Raw genomic sequence first — 21,769 nt, 5'->3', positions numbered from 1 at the left:
TTTTATAGTGCTGCGTTTACATCTAATCTTTCTTTTATCGAATAATTCGTTTTTAACCAGTGCGTAATATTTTCAATATCCGTTGAGAATATGCGATCATTTGTAATAGAAGGTACTTGCTGACGACCTTGATGGTAGAAGCTCTTCGTCACTGTACTCATGTTTTCAATTCCGCGATATTCTGCTGCTTGCATCGCACAAATCATCTCAATCGAAAGAACACGTCTTACATTTTGAATAATTTGATGTGCATGGCGTGAAGCGATTGTTCCCATACTTACGTGATCTTCTTGGTTAGCTGATGACGGGATTGAATCAACACTCGCCGGATGTGCTAACGTTTTATTTTCAGAAACAAGTGACGCAGCTGCGTATTGCATAATCATTGCACCAGACTGCAGTCCTGGTTCTGGACTTAAAAATGGAGGTAAATCATTTAATTGCGGATTTACTAAACGCTCGATACGACGCTCTGAAATATTTGCAAGTTCCGCCATTCCTACTTTTAAGAAGTCCATCGCAAACGCAATCGGTTGACCATGGAAATTACCACCCGAAATTACTTTTTCTCCACCATCAAAGATAAGTGGATTATCTGTTGCTGCATTCATTTCAATTTCTAATTTTTCTTTTACATAATTTAAAACTTGCCAAGAAGCACCATGTACTTGCGGGATACAACGAAGTGAATATGCATCCTGTACACGTAGTTCTCCTTGCTTTGTTGTTAACTTACTATCATGAAGAATGTCACGAATTCTGCTTGCTACTTCCACTTGCTCTTTATAACCACGTGCTTTATGAACATTTTCATCAAATGCATCAATAATGCCTTGTAATCCTTCAATTGTCATCGAAGCAATGAATTCAGCTTGATACGCCATTGCTTCTGCTTCTATATAAGAAAGAACTCCTTGCGCTGTCATCGCCTGCGTACCATTAATTAATGCAAGCCCTTCTTTCGCTTCAAGTTCAATCGGCTCAAGACCTTCTTCTGTAAGAGCAACCATCGCATGAACGCGTTTCCCCTTATAGAACACTTCACCTTCACCTAATAATACAAGCGCAAGATGAGATAAAGGTGCTAAATCGCCACTCGCACCAAGTGAACCTTGTTGCGGAACGACTGGGTGAATTTTACGATTTACAAACTCAAGAAGCATATTTACAACAAGCGGTCTAACACCAGATACTCCTTTAAGCATCGTGTTCGCTCGTAAAATTAACATACCGCGTGATACTTCTTCAGGGAATGGATCACCTATACCACATGCATGTGACTGAATTAAATTGTGTTGAAGTGCCTTTACATCATCTTTTTGAATAAGCACATCACTGAACTTTCCAAATCCAGTTGTAATACCGTAAACGACTTTTCCGTCCTCTACAATTTTCTCAACAACTTCGCGGCACTCCGCCACCTTTTGCATACTATTTGGACAAGCTGTTACACCTTCCCCTTCAAGTAACAACCTCTTCATTTCTTCAATTGTCAATGTATGTCCTGTTAACGTAATCATTCTTTTTTCCTCCTTAAAAAGGCAAAAGGGGACCTTATCTTTTTAAGACAGACTTCTGTCCTAAAAAAGTAAGGCCCCCTTCTAACTAATAGACTATGGGCAAATCATATGTGATTAATTCCTAAACCAATCGCCTCATGCTCAGATCCTTTTACAGGTGCACCAATCGTTCCATATAGTGCAACAGCAACCCATTCGCCTTCTTTTTTCCCGTCGTATGGTCTACCGCGCACAATCGCAAAGCGAAGTCCTACTGTACGAAGAACGTCTGCTAACTGAATTTGACCTCTCGTCACTCCGTACAAAGCTTCCATAATTGCATGATAAAGTGCATGTGTTTCTCTGTAAACATCTGTTTCAATAACTTGGGTGCTCTTAGCCGCTGTTTCCATTGCTGCTACAACTTTTTGCGAATTCATCGAACCCACTTTCCCCGTACAATACTTCCAACCTTTTGGAATAGATAATACAGGGCTTTCATTCTCATCCGCAAGTGCCAACAACATGGCCATACGACCAATTCGATGTGTTCCTTGAAGAAGCATGTGACTCTCTCATTTCTTTTAATTATTTGAATATTTCTTAATTTAAGAATATATGAAAACGGTTAAATCGTCAATAGTTTAAACTCACATTCGAACAATTTTTTCATCTCCTCCATTTGTGTACACAAATTATTTACACAAATTTTCCAGGCGTGCTATAGTCTCACTAACAGATGCAAAGGGGCGATATTTCAATGACGAAGCGAAAAGATATTCATTTTCGAATTGAAGAAAAATTACTTGAAAGGTTTGAATCTGCACTCCATTACGAAGGTTTAAAGAAAACCGACGTATTAACACATGCGATTCAGCAATTTTGCACAAAAGTGGAATGCGAAAAAATGAATGATGTAAAACGCCAATACAACGTAAGCAACCATTTACAAACACGTATCAATACGCATAAACGTTACGAAGAAAAACAAGTGAATTTAGATGCATTCGTCATGGAACATTTACAACTTCAAGGAGACGAAAAAATATTAGAGGTTGGGTGCGCTAACGGGAATTTTCTTTCCCTTTTACAAACTAACGGTCATAAAGGACAACTAACCGGTTTTGATCAATCAAAAACGATGCTTTCTGAAGCTGCAATAAAAAATAATATAATTGAATGGAGACTAGGGGATGCTGGTAAACTTCCTTTTGAAGCTAATTGCTACGACTGGATCGTCGCAAGACATATGTTATATCACATGAAAGATGTCGAAAAAACAATCCAAGGATTCCATAAAGAAATTCGTCCTGGTGGCTCACTTTTAGCTACAACAAATTCTAACGTTACATTACCTCGTATAGTTGAAATGTGTAACCGCATGTTAGACGCATTTGATTTGCCAAAAACAACATCATCAGTCACTCCATTTTGTTTAGAAAATGGTAAAGAGATATTACAGTCTGTCTTTCCAACTGTTGAAGTAACAGTTATTCATAATGCTCTCGTTTTTCATCATGCTACCCCGATTGTAAATTATATTTCTAGCATGTTTCCGTCGCTAAATATACCTGATAATGCACTTCTTCACGAGGAAATGAAGGAATGGCTAATAGAAGAAGTAGAAAATGAATTGTCACTTCATAACGGTATATGGCGCGATCCGAAAACGTTAGCCATTTATCGATGTCAAAAAGAAAAAAGCTAGCATTAGCTAGCTTTTATACATTCTCAGGCAAAAGCTTCTCCATCATCACATTCCCTTTACCACCGTAAAAATTTATATTATGTTCGTTTGCTACTCCAAAATAAGAAGCAACTGCTATTCCGAATGGTACGAAAGCATGTCCTTGTGCAGTAATAATATTTGAGTGTTGTATAACTTCTTTATATACAAAATTTTCTACTGGAAAACAATCTAACTTTTGATAATCTATAGTCGCTGTATAAGAAATCCCTTTAAATAAACCTGCTCTTGCTAACGCATACGGTCCAGCACAAATCGCAGCTACTAATTTTTCTTTTTCGGAAAATTGACAAATGACTGAAAAGAGGATATCTGCGTCTTTCATATGTACTGCGTCTCCCCCTGGAATGATAATCCCCTCATATTCATCTACACGCACTTCACTTAATTCTATATGCGGTTGTACTTGCAAGCCTGTTTCACTAATAATCAACTCTTTTGTTAAGCCCGCAGTAATGATTTCATATTTCTTTTTCAGCAATGCTGTTGCTACTGTAATTTCAAACTCCGCAAATGTTGGGTATACGAATAATAATATTTTTTTCATAGTCCTTTCTCCTTTAACCAGCCCATAAAATATGCTTCTAATTCGTTCAATGTTAATCTATTTGTATCCGCATAAGTTACAGGAAATTGTTTATACCATTCTTTTTCAGTTTCTACTAATTTAAATTGCTCCTCAAATGTACTTCTGTTTCTTGTTCTATCGTTATTTTTTCTATCATATACATTCTTTTTTGTCACATCTAAATAAAAAATCGCATCTGAACGACATTCTCTTAATCGATATAATTCATCTTTTAATTCAGTTTCTATATCCCACTCTTTTCCTATAATCGTTGGATAAAAGAGTGTATAAAATTCAATATCTTCTGGTCCGCGATCAAAAATCATGACTGAATCTTTCGCATTTTGAAACTCTTTTATTTTAGCTTCTATAAACATTTTTTGATTTATTATAAATCCTTCTTTTGAATTCATATCCAAATTTAATTGTTTTCGCTTTTCTACAATTGGATATGGATTTTCATATATAACTGAAAGCCCACATCTCTCTAACCTTTTAGCCAATGTTGTCTTTCCACTTGCCATCAATCCTTGGAGTGAAATTACATATGCCATTCCTCTCATTCCCTTGCATTTTAGTATATCTATAATATACAGAATTTTAAAAACTATCAACAGAATATATATCATCTTGTTTCTTATTCTTATCTAACTTATAATAAAAATAGAGATTATGACGGACGCATCAATAATGTAAGCTTGGAAATCCAAGCTTACATTATTTTTTGCTTTCCCTTTTCTAATAAAAAGAGTATACTAGTTTAGAACATATGTTCTTAATGATTACATACAGTAAGGAGATAGAACAATGGTATACGATACAAAAGCAATTTCTTGGAATGAGTCTTTAAAACAACTTCAACGCCGCTATATAAACAAACAAGTTGATCGAAAAGAATTTGAAGATATTGAACTGATGGAATTCTTCCGCGATAACGACTACATTTCTTTACCTACACATATAAGCGGCCTATCAACAGTACGTTTTACTTCTTACTCTATTTTCACAACTGAAGATAAAGATCGTAAAGTTGGCACATTAATCATTGAATATGTAGAAGATAATAATAATAATTTATGTGTTGAACAACTATACTTTGTTTAAATGATAACGCTTGGTCAAAATGACCAAGCGTTCTTGCTTTCTATGAATCTCACTGTTTATAATATGAATAAAAGAAAACCGCAATCATTAAGGGGGGATAAGCTTGCTCGAAGGATGGTTCAGTTGGTTCATAGTGCTATGGACTGTTATTTTATTAGGATTTATGTCTATCGGTGGATACTTTATGTTCAGAAAATTCCTAAAACGATTACCTAAAGAAGATGGTATGTCCATTTTAGATTGGGAAGAGCACTATATTAATAAAACTAGACATTTATGGGATGAAGAACAAAAACAATTGTTAGAAGAGCTCGTAAGTCCTGTTCCAGAACTATTTCGCGATGTCGCTAAATCAAAAATTGCTGGCAAAATTGGAGAACTGGCATTACAAGAAAAAGCCTCTCAAATTACACAAGATTTAATTATTAAAGGATATATTATTGCTACACCAAAACGCGACCATAAATTTTTAGTTAAAAAACTACAAGAAAAAGAGATTGATTATTCTCATTATGAATCTTTACTGACAAAATCCTCCTCATAAAAAAAGATTGCTAGATTATAGCAATCTTTTTTTAACTTACAGTTACTGATTTTGTAGCAGTTAAACGTGCCTCCGCTAAATCTATTTGTAAACCGACAGCGCCAGCGTAAATATAATCGAATGTATTTGGGATATTAACCGTAGTAGAAGTAGATCCAGCTGTTAACACGCCATTTGCAGGTACATTTGTCACATCAAATTCCGCACGACGGTTAGTCGCCGAAGTACCAATTGGCATATTTCTATCCCCAAAACTTCCGACTGTATTTAAATTTCCTAAATAATTATTTACCTGTGAAGCAAAAAAGTTGTTTATTACATTATTTGGCCCTGAAAGCCCCGTACCATTTAAATTAAAATTGTCACCCGTTGCATCTGTATCACCATTTAATGCCATCGTAAATACACGAGCATTAACTGGTGCTACAGATGGAGTGATGAAATTTGAAATTGTCGCTGTCTCACCCAATGTAGAAATGAGTAAACCAGTATATAAACTAACATTCCTAACAGGGTATGAATTATCACGATACACAATAACTAATGCCCATCCTACTCCTGTTCCTTGCGCTGGTGGATTTGCCGTTGGTATTCTTTCTACAAAATAATCTCCTGTCGCTCGGTTCGAAAGTCCCTGCAAAATATTTGTTACATCTGCAGCACGTGTATAAATGGTACCTTGAAACGTTCCGCTCGACCTAGTCTCTCCCCATGATGGAACACTCGTAATTGTATGGATGACTCCATCTGGTGTTTGAAGAGTAGGTATGTTGTTATTTACGACTGTTTCTGTCACAGTTGCACTCAATGTTCCTTGCCAAACTAACATCGCAAAGTCTACAGTTGCTGTTACTGGTACATCTGTTAACGAAGGATTGAGTCTTGCCCAAGAACCATTTAATGTCCAATCATTTGTCGTTCCTGCAAAAGTTAAGGGGGCTGTTGAAGAAGGAACACCTGCAAAGCTTAAACTTGTATCTCTTGTTATTAATGCATTGTACTGATAAGCCGTCGCTGTTGTAATACCACGCATGCCAACTGTATTCCCTGTGTGTACCATAAATAAAGAGTCCGTTTTCGTATATGTTTGTACAAAAGCCAACACTTCCACTTCCCTTCCATATAAAAAAATATTTATTCGCTATTTCATTTAATGCGAACAAATCAAAAAAGTTCCATTTGTATACGCACAGCACAGCATAATTTGGGTAAAAAAAAAGCCTTTGCCTATTCCTATTCATATAAATTTGAATAGGATGCAATGACGAGTTCATTTTATACTAATATTTATACAATTATTGTTTCTAGACTATTAAATAATGCTGTTTGTAAATACTCCATGCCTTGACCGGATTTAAATTTATACAGAAAGGACGAATCTAATGGCAATAGCAACGATAGGAAGTCGTTTAACTTATACAATCGTTGTCCAAAATACTGGAACACTTCCTGCCCAAAACGTTACATTCACAGACCCAATACCCGCTGGCACCACTTTCGTTCCAAACAGCGTTACAGTTGATGGTGTTACAACAGCAGGAAACCCTGCTACTGGTATTCCCATTAGTAACATTCCTGCTGGCGGCTCTGTTACAATTACCTTCCAAGTAGATGTAACAAGTACCCCTACCCCACCTGTCGCCAGTAACGTAGCAGCATTTGGATACACATTTCAGCCAGCTCCTAATGCCCCCACTATTAATCGAACAGCAACAAGCAATATAGTTAATACAGATATTTTCATAGCTAATGTTACATTAGTGAAAACCGTTGACAAAACAATTGCTACCATCGGTGATACGATTACGTATACCATTACTGCAACTAACCAAGCACCATTAGCTGCAAATAATGTTATCATTACAGACATTCCTCCTGCCGGCACTACTTTTGTACCAGGTAGTGTTACAGTGAATGGTACATCCACTACAGACAATCCCGCTACTGGTATAAACATTGGAACGATTGCAGCTAATGGAAATGCAACCATTACTTTTAAAGTTCAAGTTAATAGTTTACCTGCGCAAAATCCAATTCGAAATAGTGCTTTATCAAGCTTTGAATATACCCCACCTGGCCAACCTCCTATTAATAGAACGTCAACTAGTAATATTGTAGAAACATTAATTAATGCTACTATCATTAATCCGACTAAAAGTGCAAACCAACAAATTGTGAATATTGGTGACATCATTACGTATACGATTACTGTCCCAAATAACGGTAATATTTCAGCAACAAATGTTTCTATCACCGATCCTATCCCTACTGGTACTACTTTTATTCCAAACAGTGTTACAGTTAATGGAGCGACACAATCTGGCGTAACACCAACAAATATTCCGCTAGGTACGATTCCTGCTGGTCAAACTACAACTGTCACATTTCAAGTTCAAGTCACTTCTCTTCCGGCTAATGGAACGATTACTAATGAAGCAAATATAACATTTACATCGCAACCGAATCCTACTGAACCTCCAACGACAACTACGACAACACCACCTCCAACAACTACTTCTGTACGAACTGCAATTGTAAATCCAACAAAATCTGCTAGTCCACAAGTTACTGATATTGGCGATATTATTACGTATACAATTACTGTACCGAACACAGGAAACATTGACGCGACGAACGTTATTGTAACTGATCCAATTCCAAGTGGCACTACATTTATTCCGAATAGCGTCACAATTAACGGCACTTCACAATCAGGTGTAAATCCTGCTGGCGGTATACAAATCGGAACAATTGTTGCTGGTGCAAATGCTATAGTTACATTCCAAGTTCAAGTTACATCTCTCCCAGAGAATGGCTTAATCCGAAATATCGGAACCACAACATTTACGTATGAACCAGATCCAACAAAACCACCTATTACAACAACAAACCCTACACCACCTACTACTACTCCTGTTAATACCGCTATTACAAATCCTGTTAAAACGGTGGATAAAACTGCTGTTGATATCGGTGATGTTATTACGTATACGATTACATTTACTAATGATGGTACAATCCCTGCTACGAATGTAGTTTTTAATGATACAATTCCTGCTGGAACAACATTCATTCCGAATAGCGTGGTCTTAAATAATGCCCCTGTCCCAAATTCAAATCCAGCACTAGGAATTCCAGTAGGAACAATTAATCCTGGTGAAACGAAAACACTCTCATTCCAAGTTCTTGTTACACAAGTACCTGCTGGCGGTGTTATTACAAACGAAGCTTCAACGACATATACGTATCAGCCAGATCCAACAAGGCCTCCTGTTACAACAACTGAACCGACAGCACCTACTACAGTCGCTGTTAATACCGCTACGGTTAATCCTACAAAATCTGCTAATCGTACTTTCGTTGACATTGGTGATATTATTACGTATACAATTAGTTTACAAAATAACGGCACTGTTCCCTCTACGAATATTGTACTAACAGATCCAATTCCAAACGGTACAACATTCATTCCAAATAGCGTTACGATTGATGGTGTCTCACAACCTAACAGTAATCCTGAAAACGGTATATCAATTGGTACTTTAAATTCAAATCAAGCAAAAACAATTACATTCCAGGTTCAAGTTACAAGTGTGCCACCAAATGGCCTTATAGAAAATCAGGGTATTGTATCATTTAATCATATTGTTAATCCAAATGAACCTCCTGTTACAAAAACGACCCCAACTCCTAAAACAGAAACTCAAGTTGGGACTGTTGTTACTGCGCCTACAAAATCTGCAGACAAACAAGTTGCTGATTTAGGAGATACAATTACCTATACGGTCACATTTACCAATAACGGGACAGTTCCAGCTACAAATGTAGTCGTTACAGACCCTACACCTAACGGTACTATTTTCGTTCCAAATAGTGTTACGATTGATGGTGTTTCGAATCCTGGTTCCGATCCAGCACTTGGAATACAACTTGGTACTATTTCTGTCGGAGAAACAAAGACAATCACGTATCAAGTTGTCGTTACAAACTTACCACCTGATGGGGTAATTAGAAACCAAGCATCCTTCACTTATCAATATCAACCGAATCCAAGTGAGCCTCCCGTTACAACAACTACTACAACTCCAAGTGTGAACATCCCAATTAACAATCCAAATCCGACGACTACAAAATCTGCAGATCGACAAATTGCTGATTTAGGAGATACGATTACTTTTACCGTAACATTCCAAAATAGAGGCACCGTACCCGCTACAAATGTTATTGTAAAAGATACACTTCCATCTGGTGTTTCATTCGTTCCAGGTAGCGTTGTTGTGAATGGAATATCACAAATTGGAGAAAACCCCGAAATTGGTATACCGGTCGGCACTGTAAATCCTGGGCAAAGTATTACAGTTACGTTCCAAGGTGTAGTAAATAGTATCCCTCCCGGGGGAGTTATTAGAAATCAAGCAACTATAACATTCACATATGAACCAAATCCGAATGAACCTCCTGTTACGACAACTATTACAACTCCTGAAACAGAAACAGCAGTTAATACTGCAACACTCAATCCACAAAAAACAGCAGATCGTTCCTTCGTTGCATTAAATGATATCATTACCTATACACTCTCATTCCAAAACACCGGTACTGTCCCTGCTACGGATGTAACAGTAATAGACTCTATCCCTCCTGGTACTGTATTTGTTCCAAATAGTGTTACGATTAATGGTATTCCTCAACCAGGAACCAATCCATCATCAGGAATTTCACTTGGAACTTTAGCACCATCCGAACGAGCAACGATTACTTTCCAAGTACGAGTAGTAAACATCCCTGCTAGCGGCGAAATACGCAATCAAGGAAGTGCAACATTTAATTATCAACCGGATCCAAACTTACCTCCAGTCACAAAAACAGAAACGACCCCTGAAACAACGACCCCTATCCAAACTGTAGTCATAAGTCCCACAAAAACGGCAAACCTTATGTTTGCGGAAATTGGCGATATTGTAACTTATACTGTCACATTTACAAACCAAGGAACTATACCTGCTACAGATGTAACAATTACAGACTCTTTGCCACCTGGTACAACTTTTGTTACGAATAGTGTTACAGTAAATAATATCCCTCAACCTGGCGTAAGCCCCATTACAGGCATTTCCGTTGGTACAGTTAACCCTGGGCAAACTGTTACTGTTACATTCCAAGTACAAATAACTGCTATTCCACCTAACGGAAAAATAGAAAATACAGCGAGCGTGACCTATATTTCGCAACCTAATCCTAGCGAACCACCTATTACAACGACAGTAACAACCCCTACTGTCACATTACCTGTTCGTACCGCTAACCCTAATCCGCAAAAAACAGTAGATCGTGCGTTTGCAAGTATTGGCGATACGCTCACTTATACAATCACTCTTCAAAACACTGGTAATATACCTGCAACAGATGTCATTATTACTGATTCTATCCCTACTGGAACTACATTTATCCCTGGAAGCATCACGATTAATGGCGTTTCACAACCTAATTTAACACCAACAACCGGAATCCCAGTTGGCACATTAAACCCTAGACAAATAGTGACTGTTACCTTAGAAGTACAAGTAACTGCTCTACCACCAAATGGCATTATCTCAAATGAAGCAAATGTCACTTACACATCTCAACCAGACCCTACTCTTCCGCCCATTACAATAACAACACCTACTCCAATTGCAGAAACAATTGTACAAAATGCAGAGTTAGTGTCAACAAAAACAGTAGATTTGCAAATCGCTAACATTGGAGATGCACTCACGTATACAATCACTCTTGAAAACATCGGAAATATTCCTATGACAAATGTATCTGTCATTGATCAGCCACCAGTAGGCACACAATTCATTGTAGATTCTGTTACAGTAAATGGTGGTTCACAACTAGGTATTGATCCAAGTATCGGGATACCTATCGGTACAATACAACCAAATCAAATCGTAACCATCACGTTCCAAGTAACGATTACAAATATACCTCCTAACGGGGTTGTTACAAATGTTGGTTCAGTCAACTTTACATCTCAGCCTAATCCAAATGAACCTCCTATTACAGAAACAGAAGAAACACCACCAGTTAATACTGAAATCATTAATAGTATTATTAATCCATCGAAAACAGCTGATCGAAACAACGTTGATATAGGTGATATTATTACGTACACCGTTACCTTCCAAAACTTACAAACTGTACAACTGACAGACATCGTTTTTACAGACCCCATCCCAACAGGAACTACTTTCATTCCAAATAGCGTTACAATTAACGGCACTCCAACTAGTAATATTGATCCAGCCCTTGGCATACCTCTTGGCACATTAAACCCTAGCGAATCGGTCGTTGTAACTTTCCAAGTTCGCGTTGTTTCAATACCACCTAACGGAATTATTGTAAATGAAGCTACTATCACCTACACATTCCAACCTAATCCTGGAGAACCACCAGTAACAGTAACTACTCCAACGCCCCCTACTACTACAAATGTCAACACTGCAACAACGAATCCTACAAAATCTGCAGATAAAGTATTTGCTTTATTAGGTGACACAATCACTTATACAATCTCCTTACAAAACACAGGAACTGTCCCTGCAACAAATGTACTTGTAACCGATCCTATTCCAGCTGGTACCACTTTCATACCGAATAGCGTTACGATAAATGGTGTTACACAACCAGGCATCATTCCTAGTTCCGGAATTCTTATCGGTACATTAGCACCTAACACTTCAGTCGTTGTAACTTTCCAAGTTCAAGTAACATCAATACCACCAACAGGCTTTATTGAAAATCAAGGGACAGTTTCATTTCAATACCAGCCAGATCCTACTAGACCACCTATATCTATTACTACGCCTACACCTACTACAAAGACGCAAGTAAGTGAAGTTACTACTAACCCTAACAAACAAGCATCCCCTCAAGTTATTAATCTTGGTGATACTGTCACTTATACAGTTACGTTCCAAAATGTCGGAAATATAAATGCGACAGATGTGATTATTACAGACCCTACTCCAAGTGGTACTACTTTTATTCCCAATAGCGTTACGATAAATGGCGTTTCTTCACCTGGAGCAAATCCAAATAGTGGTGTAAATGTCGGAACTGTAACTCCAGGGCAAATTGTTACGCTAACTTATCAAGTTACTGTAAGTGCACTTCCGCCAGATGGTATAATTAAAAACACTGCAACTGTCACTTACACATTCCAGCCAAACCCTAGTGAACCTCCTATTACCATTACAGATCCTACTCCAACAGTTGAAGTATCCGTTATTACGCCTACACCTAATCCAAATAAACTAGCCGATAAACAAGTTGTAGATTTGAATGAACTCATCACTTATACAGTAACGTTCCAAAATCGTGGATCGGTCCCTGCAACATCCGTTATCATTACTGATCCGTTAGCAAATGGGTTAACATTTGTTCCAGGTACCGTTGTGATAAATGGTACTCCGGATCTTGGAGCAAATCCTGTAGTGGGTATACCTGTAGGAACAGTCAATCCGAACGGTATAATAACTGTTCAATTTCAAGCGAGAGTAACAAGCGTACCACCTGGTGGTATCATTCGAAATCAAGCAACTGTTACTTTCACATATGAACCAGTTCCCGGTGAACCTCCAGTTACCATTACAGACCCTACTCCAATTAACACAACAAATGTAAATACAGCTATATTAAATCCACAAAAAACAGCTACGCCGGAAATAGTTACATTAGGTGATATTATTACGTATACGATCTCTCTCCAAAATACAGGTACCATTCCTGCTAATAATATAGTTGTAACTGATACAATTCCTGTCGGTACTTCGTTCATTCAAAATAGTGTTACAATTAACAACGTGCCGCAACCAACCGCAAATCCATCCACAGGCATCCCTATTTCAACACTTGCTCCTTCTGAATCTGCAACAATTTCTTTCCGTGTCCTAGTTACTTCGATTCCACCAAACGGAGAAATTCAAAACCAAGGTAACGTTTCATTCCAATACCAACCTGATCCTACTAAGCCACCTGTATCCGTTACTACGCCTACGCCTACGACAATAACCCCTGTAAACGTCGGAACTATTAATCCAATAAAAACCGCTGATAAATCCATCGTTTCAATAGGTGATACAATTACGTTTACTATCACATTCCAAAACGAAGGTACAATTCCTGTCACTGATATTTCTGTTACTGATTCAATTCCTGCCGGTACATCATTCATTCCAAACAGTGTCACAATTAATAACATTCCAGTTCCAAACGCAAATCCAGCCACAGGAATTCCTGTTGGAAACCTTGATCCGGCAGAATCAGTAACTATTTCATTCCAAGTACGTGTTATTACACTTCCAGCTAATAGAATGATTACAAATATCGCATCTATTACGTATACTTCTCAACCTGATCCTACTAGACCACCTGTCACAACAACGACAACAACACCACCAATTACGATAGAAGTAAACCCTAATGAACCAAACACATTTATTAAGACCGCAAATGTAAATAGTGTGGAACTTGGTGACTTCATCGCATATACACTTACCTTTACTAACAATGGCGCTATCCCTGCAAATAATGTACTCATTACCGATCCACTACCTCCCGAAGTTACTTTCTATCCAAATTCAGTAACAGTAAACGGCGTTTCACGTCCTGGAAGTAATCCAACTATTGGTATTCTTATTGAAACTGTTAATCCAGGTGAATCGGTTATCGTTCGCTTCATCGTACAAGTAACAAGTACGCCACAAAACGGGCTTATCCGAAATGCGGCGCGAGTTAGATATACAGTGAGACCAGATCCTACTAAACCACCGATTCCTGTTGATGAGACTTCGGAACCAAATATTATTCCGTTTATCGGTCCATTCGTCTCGCCAAATTTAAATTGTTTCTTTAATGGGGAACGTTTTATACGCCGCGGCTGGGACAGAAGATGTTAACAATATAAATAAAAAGACAGCGTCAAAAAACGCTGTCTTTTTATTTTATACATATACAGTTTTTAAGTTAGTTTCATATCTTTTTCATTATAAAAACCATCTTCTTTTTCCATTTCCTTCTGTAATTTCGTAAAGGAACGGTACATAGCAATTCTCCATGACACAATCATCGCGAACGCCAGTAAGAAGAACATGCCACTAAGTTGTCCTAAATCAAGAGATTGACTTAAGTATGTTTTAAATACAATCCGCACGACAAGTAATCCAATTAATATAAAAACAAATGCTTTTGAACGCTTCAAATAAATCTCTTGTCCTCTAATTTCAAATTTAGATGTTTTAATAAGAAAAATAGAGAAAAACAAACCGACGCCAATTGCTTCTAACATTTCTGCTGGAGTTAATCGAAATTCTGGAAAAACAAACATCAATGCTCCCGTACTCATAAAAAATGGTGGAAGTATAATTTTTTTCAATGTTGCCGGTTTCTTAGCTGCTTTTAAACGAATAAACATCGCACCAACAGCCATACAAACAGCAACGATACTGGATAAAACAACTATGTTCATATTTTCTCATCCTTTTTTGTGGCTATATGCAAAATATACTTTCATTATATGCTTTTCCGTTAGTATTTCCAACATTTTCACAGAATAATACTAAAAACCGGTAAAACCACCAAATAAACTTGAGAAATATACGATAATTTTCGTCATCCAGTTGAAATATAGGAAGATACCCATGACAATCATAACGTATCCTCCAATCTTCATGAATTTCATACTATTTCTTTTAATCCAAGACATTTTCGTAATAAAGAATGATAGTACGAAAAATGGGATAGCAAACCCAAGTATGTATGCTATCATATAAATCATTGCTGATTCTGGATTTGTTGCTGCTAATCCAATGACAGACACTAAAATAGGTCCAGTACAAGGCGTCCACCCTGCAGCAAAGGCCAACCCAATTAGAACGGATCCCAAATAGCCACTCGGACGATTTTTAAACGTAAATTTACGGTCTTGCATTAAAAACTTTGGCTTAAACACACCCACAATAATAAGACCGAACACGATGATAAATATACCACCTAACTGTCTAATTAAATCTTTATAATTTGTAAAGATGCCTCCAATAAAACTTGTACCAAATCCAATTGCAATAAATATAATTGAAAATCCAAGTAAGAAAAACGCTGTATGTATCATACTTCTTTTGCGAAGCATTGCATTTTCTTCTTTCAACTCAGAAACCGACATACCTGTTATGTACGATAAAAATGCCGGATAAAGCGGTAAGCAACATGGGGAAATAAATGATAAAAATCCAGCGCCAAACGCTAAAAAAATACTAATATCTTGCATGATTCCACTCCTCTCCTTACATATTGTAGCAAAAACACATAAAAATACTATGAACAATTCGTGAACTCACTTTAACAACGTGATAATAAGAAAAACTACCCTTACAAACAGCTTCTAATAAAACGTTTTCATTCCCTTCTATTATATAGAACAATCTCAATTGGACTATGAAACTTCTCTAATTGTTATTAACATAACAAAGGTAACATAGTTTCTCAAATGATTAGCACACTATAATGGACTACCCTTCTATCTCCCTAAAAAATATTTTTTTCAAATGCTGTCTTTATACAATACGAAGCTGATTTTACAATACTTTTATTATTACTAATTTCAAGATTATGCATAAATATCATACTTTTATTATTATTCTATAAAATGTCACACTTTTCTTTTATTTGACCCTTTATTTTTAATTTTGTATACTTCCCTCTAGTTATATATGTCCGTTAGGAACAATTTCATATAGATGGGAGGAATTTTCATGCTTCGTTATTCTCTTTTAGTTTTATTAGGAGCGTGTAGTTATGGGATTTTAGCTATTTTCGTTAAACTTGCCTATGCAGAAGGATTTTCACTTGGAGAGGTAATTGGCAGCCAATATTTGTTCGGTTGGATTATTTTGCTTGCTATTACTCTTCTATTTTCTAGACATCGTGTTCCATTAAAACAAGCGTTAATTTTATTCGTTGCAGGTACATCTGCAAGTTTTACTGGAATTTTTTATTATGCTTCATTAAAAACTGTACCAGCATCTATTGCAATTATACTTTTATTCCAATTCGTTTGGGTCGGAATTATTATTGAAGCAGTCGCAACAAAAACATTACCTTCAAGAGAAAAGGTTATTTCCGTTATTTTCTTACTTGCAGGTACATTTTTATCAAGTGGTTTACTAGAGAAATCAGCAGGTGATTTCGATATGACTGGAATCATACTAGGTTTATTATCTGCTGTTACATTCGCAACATACATTTTCGTGAGCGGAAAAGTTGCTGTTGAAGTGCCTTCATTACCGCGCGGTGTTCTCTTAATGACTGGCGCTTTAACTTTAGTAATGATCGTATTCCCGCCAACATTTATTTTTAGCGGTGCAATTTCTGAAGGACTTTGGAAATACGGTTTAGGATTAGGAACATTTAGTATCGTTATTCCTTCTATCGCCTTTACAATCGGTATTCCAAAGATCGGTTCTGGCTTAGCGACTATTCTTGGTGCAGCAGAACTACCAGTTACAACAATTATGTCTGTATTCGTTTTAAAAGAAGCGGTGCTATCTTCACAATGGATCGGTGTATCACTTATTTTAATCGGTATTGCAATCCCTCAAATTGCCTATGCAATGCGTGGACGTTATCGTAAACATCATACACACAAAAAATTGGCAGCATAAGAAAAGAGAGGATTTTCATTTGAGAATCCTCTCTTTTCTTATTGTATAATTAATGTAAATACATTAATTAAGAAAGAAAGAAGGCATTATACGTGGCAGCAAATTTAGAGCAATTAACTGAGATGCTAATTTCTATTCGTCGAAATTTACATGAGCATCCAGAATTATCATATGAAGAATTTGAAACGACGAAGACTATAAAAAATTGGTTAGAAAAGAAAAACATTACGATTATAAATTCTAGTTTAGAAACAGACGTTATTGCTGAAATTTCAGGGAATAATAGCGGACCAATTATAGCACTCCGTGCTGATATTGATGCCCTTCCTATTCAAGAAGAAACAAATTTACCGTATGCTTCAAAAATTCCCGGTAAAATGCATGCTTGTGGGCATGATTTTCATACAGCTGCTATTATAGGTGCCGCTTATTTATTAAAAGAAAAAGAATCTTCTCTTGGTGGAACTGTACGCTTTATATTCCAGCCAGCTGAAGAAAGTAGCAATGGTGCTTGCAAAGTAATTGAAGCCGGGCATTTACATGGCGTGCAAGCTATTTTCGGTATGCATAATAAACCCGATTTACCAGTAGGTACAATCGGTATTAAAGATGGTCCACTGATGGCCGGGGTCGATCGATTTGAAATTGAAATTCACGGAGTTGGTACACATGCAGCTGTACCAGATGCTGGGGTAGACCCTATTGTCGCGTCCTCTCAAATCGTGATGGCGCTCCAAACAATTGTAAGCCGAAATATAAGCTCTTCACATAATACCGTCGTCAGTGTCACAAACATCCATTCAGGAAATACGTGGAACGTAATTCCTGAAAAAGCAACGCTGGAAGGAACTGTACGTACATTCCAAACTGAAACACGTGAAAAGATTCCCGCACTAATGAAACGTATTATTCAAGGGGTTTCTGATGCATTAGGTGTAAAAACAGAATTTCGTTTTTATGCAGGTCCTCCTGCTGTTCATAACGATACATCTTTAACAAACTTATCCTCTCAAGTTGCTGAAAAAATGAATTTAAATATCATCTCTCCTACCCCGTCAATGGCCGGAGAAGATTTTTCTTTTTATCAACAAGAAATACCTGGTTCATTCGTTTTTATGGGAACGAGTGGTACACATGAATGGCATCATCCAGCTTTTACAGTAGATGAGCAAGCATTACCTATAAGTGCAGAATACTTCGCTTTGTTAGCTGAAAAAGCACTTAAACAATTTGCATAAAAAAAGGAGCCGTTAAGAAATACTTAACGGCTCCTTTTTTTAAGTTAAATCACGTTTTAAAAATACTATATAGGAAATGCTTAAAAATACAAATAAATATAGTAATAACATACATGAAGCAAACGGGAATGTTACTCCATCAATAAAACTTCCATTCTTTGAAATACTGTATAAATCTGTGTTTGCTGGCAATAAATATTTCGCCCAATCATATCTAGTTGCTGCTAGTAATGCAATATTTCCTGATAAAGCAAGAAATAGTGAAATACCAATCGCGCCTCCACTAGATCTTGTTAATACAGAAATCATAAATGCAAACGCTGCGTACACAATCGTCGGCAACCACGATAAAATATAATACTTACTAGCTTCCACAAAAATATTTTGTTTTATAATATTTCCATCTTGGAAAATAAGCTCGCTCCATGCAGGCTGTTGGAATTTATAAATAACAAGTCCACATAAAGTGGAGAAAATCATATTAAATATAAACAATAACGCTGCAAATATCACAATTGCTAAAAATTTAGCTGTCAAAATTTTAAATCGACTCGCTGGTCGTATCGTTAAAAATTTATATGTTCCCCAGCTATATTCATTCGCAAAAATTGTACTTGCATACACGAGGATAAATGGGAGCAATATTGGAAATACGATAAAACCTGTATCTCTCATGAAAGAAAGCGGAGAACTGCTTGCCGGTGCTGTATCTGTATCTAAATGCTTCATCTTAAGCTGATATTCCTTTACAAGCTCGTCCCCAGATCGTTCTGCTAATATAGATTCTTTTTTCATACCTAGCTTTTTCTCTATTTCTACAGTTCGTTCTGTATAATCGGCTTTCCATCCTTTTGTTTCCGGTTCTAAATACTTTACCGTGACCCATCCTAATCCAATTATTAATACTGCAATAACTGCAAAGGGAATAATCGTTCGCTTTCGCTTAAATATTTTATACAGTTCGTTATACACTAAATTAAACAATATCTTTTCCCCCTGTTAATTCTAAAAATTGCTCTTCTAACGTTTTTCTTTCTTCATATACACGATACACTTGAATATTTTTCTCAAGCAATATACGAATAACATTTGGGATTTCTTCATCTTTTACATGAATAAGTAGATCATTACCTTTTATTAAAACATCTTGGTCTAACATTTCTGCTGCTTTATTCGCATCATCTACACGTATACGGATTGTCTCCATCTCTTCTCTTTGATTATGCTGAATATTTTGCGTCGCCACATATTCTCCATGCTGAATAATGATAACTCTATCACACATTAATTCAACTTCTGAAAGTAAGTGACTAGATACAAGTACCGCTTTTCCTTGTTCATGTGCAATTTTCTTTATGTACATTCTCATTTCATGTATTCCACTAGGATCTAATCCATTCGTTGGTTCATCTAATATTAATACATCTGGATCGTGAATAAGCGCTTGAGCAATTCCTAAACGTTGTCTCATGCCGAGTGAATATGCTTTTACTTTTCGGTCAATTACTTGTCCCATCCCTAACAATTTCACTACTTCATCTATACGTTCTTCCGTTACGTTACCATTCATTCGTCCGAAATATGTTAAATTTTCATAGCCGCTCAAAAAAGGATAAAATTCCGGTGTCTCAATTACTGCTCCAATTTTCGCAGCAGTACTTTCAAATTGCTGTTTTACAGATTGACCGTCAATCCAAACTTCACCCTCTGTCATACGAATCATGCCGACCATCATTCTCATTAAAGTCGTTTTTCCAGCACCATTTGGTCCGAGCAAGCCAACTACTTCACCCTTTTTAACTTCGAAACTAATATTTTCTACAAGTGTCTTTGAACCGATTCGCTTCGTTAACCGCTCAACCTTTACAATTGATTGTTCATTTGTCATACTATACAACCTTTCCTTCCCATGCTTTGTCAGGTCTTTACACTGTAACATGATTATTTTTATGTGTAAAATAAGAAAAGGCATGATTTCTCATGCCTTTTCCTTGAATTAAAACGAATTTTCATCTTGTAAACTTTGAACAAATCGAAAACATTGCATCATCGATAATAGGACGATCCCAATCATAATTATACTAACAACTACTATTGCATATATTGTAATCGGTGCACTATTTATCCCTTGTATTCCTGCTATTTTCATAAAGATAATCGTAAATAATTTCAAAAATAACATCCCATTCACTAATCCAAAAACAAACGCTGCTCCATAAATAAATAATTGCTCCTGACATAATAAACATAGTACGTCATTTCTCTTCCTACTCTCTGCTACATAAGATTTAATTTCCTCTTTCCTCACTTGCAGAAGAGAAAACGTTATTTTATATGTAGTAAAAATACAAATAAAAATGAATACAATAAACAGCATGTAAAAGCTCATTTGAAATAAAAGTGTAGTCTCTAATTTCCCAATAGCTCCTTCATTAAATTCGAGCGATATCATAAAAAATAAAATCATAGTACTCATAGCAACCCACATGAATTGCTTCATCCTTTTGGCAGCAAATGTTCTTATATTTTTTCTCACTAACTGACATAAAGACATATGTTCTTCCCCTACCTCACTTCATACCATACTCATTCTATACTACTAGTGTATAAAAATATGACATTTTAAACATCGCACTACAATCTGAATTTTTTCTAAGTCTTTAGTCCTAGAAAATAAAATGGTAAATAATTTACATTAAGAATATAATTGTAAAAAAAGAGGGGTTTCATGCGCATAAAATTGCTATTAATCTTTTCTTTATTATTTCTCAAAAGTTGTAGCCCACTTAAAAACAATGCAGATGCCATTGTTGAGCCATACAAATTAACAGAAGAGCAATCTTCTATTTTACAAATGACTCCTTTTCAAGAAGGATTCAGCATGTTTTATAGCGTTACCCTAAAAAATGAAAAAGATAAAATACATGCTATAATTGATTATTATCAAAATGGTAAAAAAACAAACGTAATTGCGAATATAGCTACCTCCCATTTTCAAGAAAAGAAAGTAAAGCTTTCTTTTTTACCACCTCAATCCCAACTCGATAAAGATGTACAAGTGCAAAAACATTGGTATGTTAATATTGAAGGTAGTTCCCTGCTCGCTCCTGAAGAAGCACCTCCAATCATAAATAGCTCTACCTCTACTACTCTTCAATCTGCTATAAACTTAACATACAATCAAAAGACGACTTTAGCGGCTATAATAAAAACGAATAAAGAAACCGTAAGAATTCCAATGCTTGAGGAAAAAACTGCTATTGACCAACTATTACAAGAAAACGAACATGTTTATCTCTTTAGTATAGAACTAAAAAAGAACACTAAAGCGGAAATGCAATTATATTGCATTTCCGCTTTAGTG

General features: G+C 36.4%; 18 protein-coding genes. 7 read left to right on the top strand and 11 right to left on the bottom strand.

Annotated features, from left to right (window positions below; genetic code table 11):
• Nucleotides 1–2: 2 nt before the first annotated feature.
• Together hutH and hutP are read right to left on the bottom strand one after the other, a co-directional pair.
• Nucleotides 3–1,520: a histidine ammonia-lyase gene (hutH, locus tag DN394_RS20815; RefSeq protein WP_000631835.1), complete on the bottom strand. Its 1,518-nt coding sequence runs from the start codon at nucleotides 1,518–1,520 to the stop codon at nucleotides 3–5.
• Nucleotides 1,521–1,624: 104 nt separating this feature from the next.
• The gene (gene hutP, locus DN394_RS20810) at nucleotides 1,625–2,065 is read right to left on the bottom strand and encodes a hut operon transcriptional regulator HutP (protein WP_000926520.1); all 441 of its coding nucleotides are present in this window, start codon (nucleotides 2,063–2,065) and stop codon (nucleotides 1,625–1,627) included.
• 194 nt (nucleotides 2,066–2,259) lie between these two features.
• On the opposite strand from hutP, the gene DN394_RS20805 reads away from it, so the two are divergent.
• Nucleotides 2,260–3,207, top strand: coding sequence for a class I SAM-dependent methyltransferase (locus DN394_RS20805; protein ID WP_149294187.1), 948 nt, complete (start codon nucleotides 2,260–2,262; stop codon nucleotides 3,205–3,207).
• Between the two features lie 13 nt (nucleotides 3,208–3,220).
• Here DN394_RS20805 and DN394_RS20800 read toward each other — a convergent pair whose 3' ends face one another.
• Together DN394_RS20800 and DN394_RS20795 are read right to left on the bottom strand one after the other, a co-directional pair.
• Nucleotides 3,221–3,793 (bottom strand): DJ-1/PfpI family protein, encoded by a 573-nt coding sequence (locus DN394_RS20800; RefSeq protein ID WP_149294186.1) that lies wholly within the window; start codon nucleotides 3,791–3,793, stop codon nucleotides 3,221–3,223.
• Nucleotides 3,790–4,377, bottom strand: coding sequence for an AAA family ATPase (locus DN394_RS20795; RefSeq protein ID WP_097917393.1), 588 nt, complete (start codon nucleotides 4,375–4,377; stop codon nucleotides 3,790–3,792). The genes DN394_RS20800 and DN394_RS20795 overlap by 4 nt, the downstream gene beginning before the upstream one ends.
• A gap of 244 nt (nucleotides 4,378–4,621) precedes the next feature.
• On the opposite strand from DN394_RS20795, the gene DN394_RS20785 reads away from it, so the two are divergent.
• Both DN394_RS20785 and DN394_RS20780 read left to right on the top strand, forming a co-directional pair.
• Entirely contained in the window at nucleotides 4,622–4,918 is a 297-nt protein-coding gene (locus DN394_RS20785) for a hypothetical protein (protein ID WP_097917394.1), read from the top strand.
• 103 nt (nucleotides 4,919–5,021) lie between these two features.
• Nucleotides 5,022–5,462, top strand: a complete 441-nt coding sequence (locus DN394_RS20780; protein ID WP_097917395.1) for a DUF2621 domain-containing protein — start codon at nucleotides 5,022–5,024, stop codon at nucleotides 5,460–5,462.
• A gap of 31 nt (nucleotides 5,463–5,493) precedes the next feature.
• Here DN394_RS20780 and DN394_RS20775 read toward each other — a convergent pair whose 3' ends face one another.
• Nucleotides 5,494–6,564, bottom strand: coding sequence for a hypothetical protein (locus DN394_RS20775; protein WP_179953656.1), 1,071 nt, complete (start codon nucleotides 6,562–6,564; stop codon nucleotides 5,494–5,496).
• 280 nt (nucleotides 6,565–6,844) lie between these two features.
• Between DN394_RS20775 and DN394_RS20770 the strand changes: the two genes are divergently transcribed.
• Nucleotides 6,845–14,407, top strand: a complete 7,563-nt coding sequence (locus tag DN394_RS20770) for a DUF7507 domain-containing protein (RefSeq protein WP_149294184.1) — start codon at nucleotides 6,845–6,847, stop codon at nucleotides 14,405–14,407.
• Nucleotides 14,408–14,469: 62 nt separating this feature from the next.
• Here DN394_RS20770 and DN394_RS20765 read toward each other — a convergent pair whose 3' ends face one another.
• From DN394_RS20765 to DN394_RS29840, 3 genes are all read right to left on the bottom strand, one after another.
• On the bottom strand, nucleotides 14,470–14,976 hold the full coding sequence (locus DN394_RS20765) for a CcdC family protein (protein ID WP_001028637.1): 507 nt from the start codon (nucleotides 14,974–14,976) through the stop codon (nucleotides 14,470–14,472).
• Between the two features lie 90 nt (nucleotides 14,977–15,066).
• Nucleotides 15,067–15,774 (bottom strand): cytochrome c-type biogenesis protein CcdA, encoded by a 708-nt coding sequence (ccdA, locus tag DN394_RS20760; RefSeq protein ID WP_001152685.1) that lies wholly within the window; start codon nucleotides 15,772–15,774, stop codon nucleotides 15,067–15,069.
• Between the two features lie 16 nt (nucleotides 15,775–15,790).
• Complete coding sequence (locus tag DN394_RS29840; protein ID WP_087942745.1) at nucleotides 15,791–15,934, bottom strand: peptidase T; 144 nt, start codon at nucleotides 15,932–15,934, stop codon at nucleotides 15,791–15,793.
• 324 nt (nucleotides 15,935–16,258) lie between these two features.
• On the opposite strand from DN394_RS29840, the gene DN394_RS20750 reads away from it, so the two are divergent.
• Together DN394_RS20750 and DN394_RS20745 are read left to right on the top strand one after the other, a co-directional pair.
• Nucleotides 16,259–17,167 carry an EamA family transporter gene (locus DN394_RS20750; protein WP_046954537.1) on the top strand — a complete coding sequence of 303 codons (909 nt, stop codon included), beginning with the start codon at nucleotides 16,259–16,261 and terminating at the stop codon, nucleotides 17,165–17,167.
• Between the two features lie 92 nt (nucleotides 17,168–17,259).
• Entirely contained in the window at nucleotides 17,260–18,405 is a 1,146-nt protein-coding gene (locus DN394_RS20745; protein ID WP_149294183.1) for a M20 peptidase aminoacylase family protein, read from the top strand.
• Between the two features lie 39 nt (nucleotides 18,406–18,444).
• Here DN394_RS20745 and DN394_RS20740 read toward each other — a convergent pair whose 3' ends face one another.
• From DN394_RS20740 to DN394_RS20730, 3 genes are all read right to left on the bottom strand, one after another.
• Nucleotides 18,445–19,389, bottom strand: a complete 945-nt coding sequence (locus tag DN394_RS20740; RefSeq protein WP_000482785.1) for an ABC transporter permease — start codon at nucleotides 19,387–19,389, stop codon at nucleotides 18,445–18,447.
• Complete coding sequence (locus DN394_RS20735) at nucleotides 19,382–20,293, bottom strand: ABC transporter ATP-binding protein (protein WP_000180637.1); 912 nt, start codon at nucleotides 20,291–20,293, stop codon at nucleotides 19,382–19,384. Before DN394_RS20735 ends, DN394_RS20740 begins: the two co-directional genes overlap by 8 nt.
• Nucleotides 20,294–20,401: 108 nt before the next feature.
• Entirely contained in the window at nucleotides 20,402–20,959 is a 558-nt protein-coding gene (locus DN394_RS20730) for an ABC transporter permease (protein ID WP_149294182.1), read from the bottom strand.
• Nucleotides 20,960–21,133: 174 nt separating this feature from the next.
• Between DN394_RS20730 and DN394_RS20725 the strand changes: the two genes are divergently transcribed.
• Nucleotides 21,134–21,769, top strand: a 636-nt coding sequence (locus DN394_RS20725; RefSeq protein ID WP_149294181.1) for a histidine kinase, incomplete at its 3' end; no start/stop codon positions are given.

The organism is Bacillus sp. BB081 (assembly GCF_008368895.1).
In the GTDB taxonomy this organism is placed as follows: domain Bacteria; phylum Bacillota; class Bacilli; order Bacillales; family Bacillaceae_G; genus Bacillus_A; species Bacillus_A wiedmannii.
Note: the sequence above shows the minus strand (reverse complement) of the source record. Positions and strands in the feature narration are given on the sequence as shown.

Bases quoted from the DNA above. Each gene is read 5' to 3' on its own strand.
- hutH (WP_000631835.1), bottom strand. From the start codon at position 1,520: ATGATTACGTTAACAGGACATACATTGACAATTGAAGAAATGAAGAGG.
- DN394_RS20800 (WP_149294186.1), bottom strand. From the start codon at position 3,793: ATGAAAAAAATATTATTATTCGTATACCCAACATTTGCGGAGTTTGAA.
- DN394_RS20785 (WP_097917394.1), top strand. From the start codon at position 4,622: ATGGTATACGATACAAAAGCAATTTCTTGGAATGAGTCTTTAAAACAA.
- hutP (WP_000926520.1), bottom strand. From the start codon at position 2,065: ATGCTTCTTCAAGGAACACATCGAATTGGTCGTATGGCCATGTTGTTG.
- DN394_RS20730 (WP_149294182.1), bottom strand. From the start codon at position 20,959: ATGTCTTTATGTCAGTTAGTGAGAAAAAATATAAGAACATTTGCTGCC.
- DN394_RS20770 (WP_149294184.1), top strand. From the start codon at position 6,845: ATGGCAATAGCAACGATAGGAAGTCGTTTAACTTATACAATCGTTGTC.
- DN394_RS20765 (WP_001028637.1), bottom strand. From the start codon at position 14,976: ATGAACATAGTTGTTTTATCCAGTATCGTTGCTGTTTGTATGGCTGTT.
- DN394_RS20735 (WP_000180637.1), bottom strand. From the start codon at position 20,293: ATGACAAATGAACAATCAATTGTAAAGGTTGAGCGGTTAACGAAGCGA.
- DN394_RS20795 (WP_097917393.1), bottom strand. From the start codon at position 4,377: ATGAGAGGAATGGCATATGTAATTTCACTCCAAGGATTGATGGCAAGT.
- DN394_RS20805 (WP_149294187.1), top strand. From the start codon at position 2,260: ATGACGAAGCGAAAAGATATTCATTTTCGAATTGAAGAAAAATTACTT.
- DN394_RS20750 (WP_046954537.1), top strand. From the start codon at position 16,259: ATGCTTCGTTATTCTCTTTTAGTTTTATTAGGAGCGTGTAGTTATGGG.
- ccdA (WP_001152685.1), bottom strand. From the start codon at position 15,774: ATGCAAGATATTAGTATTTTTTTAGCGTTTGGCGCTGGATTTTTATCA.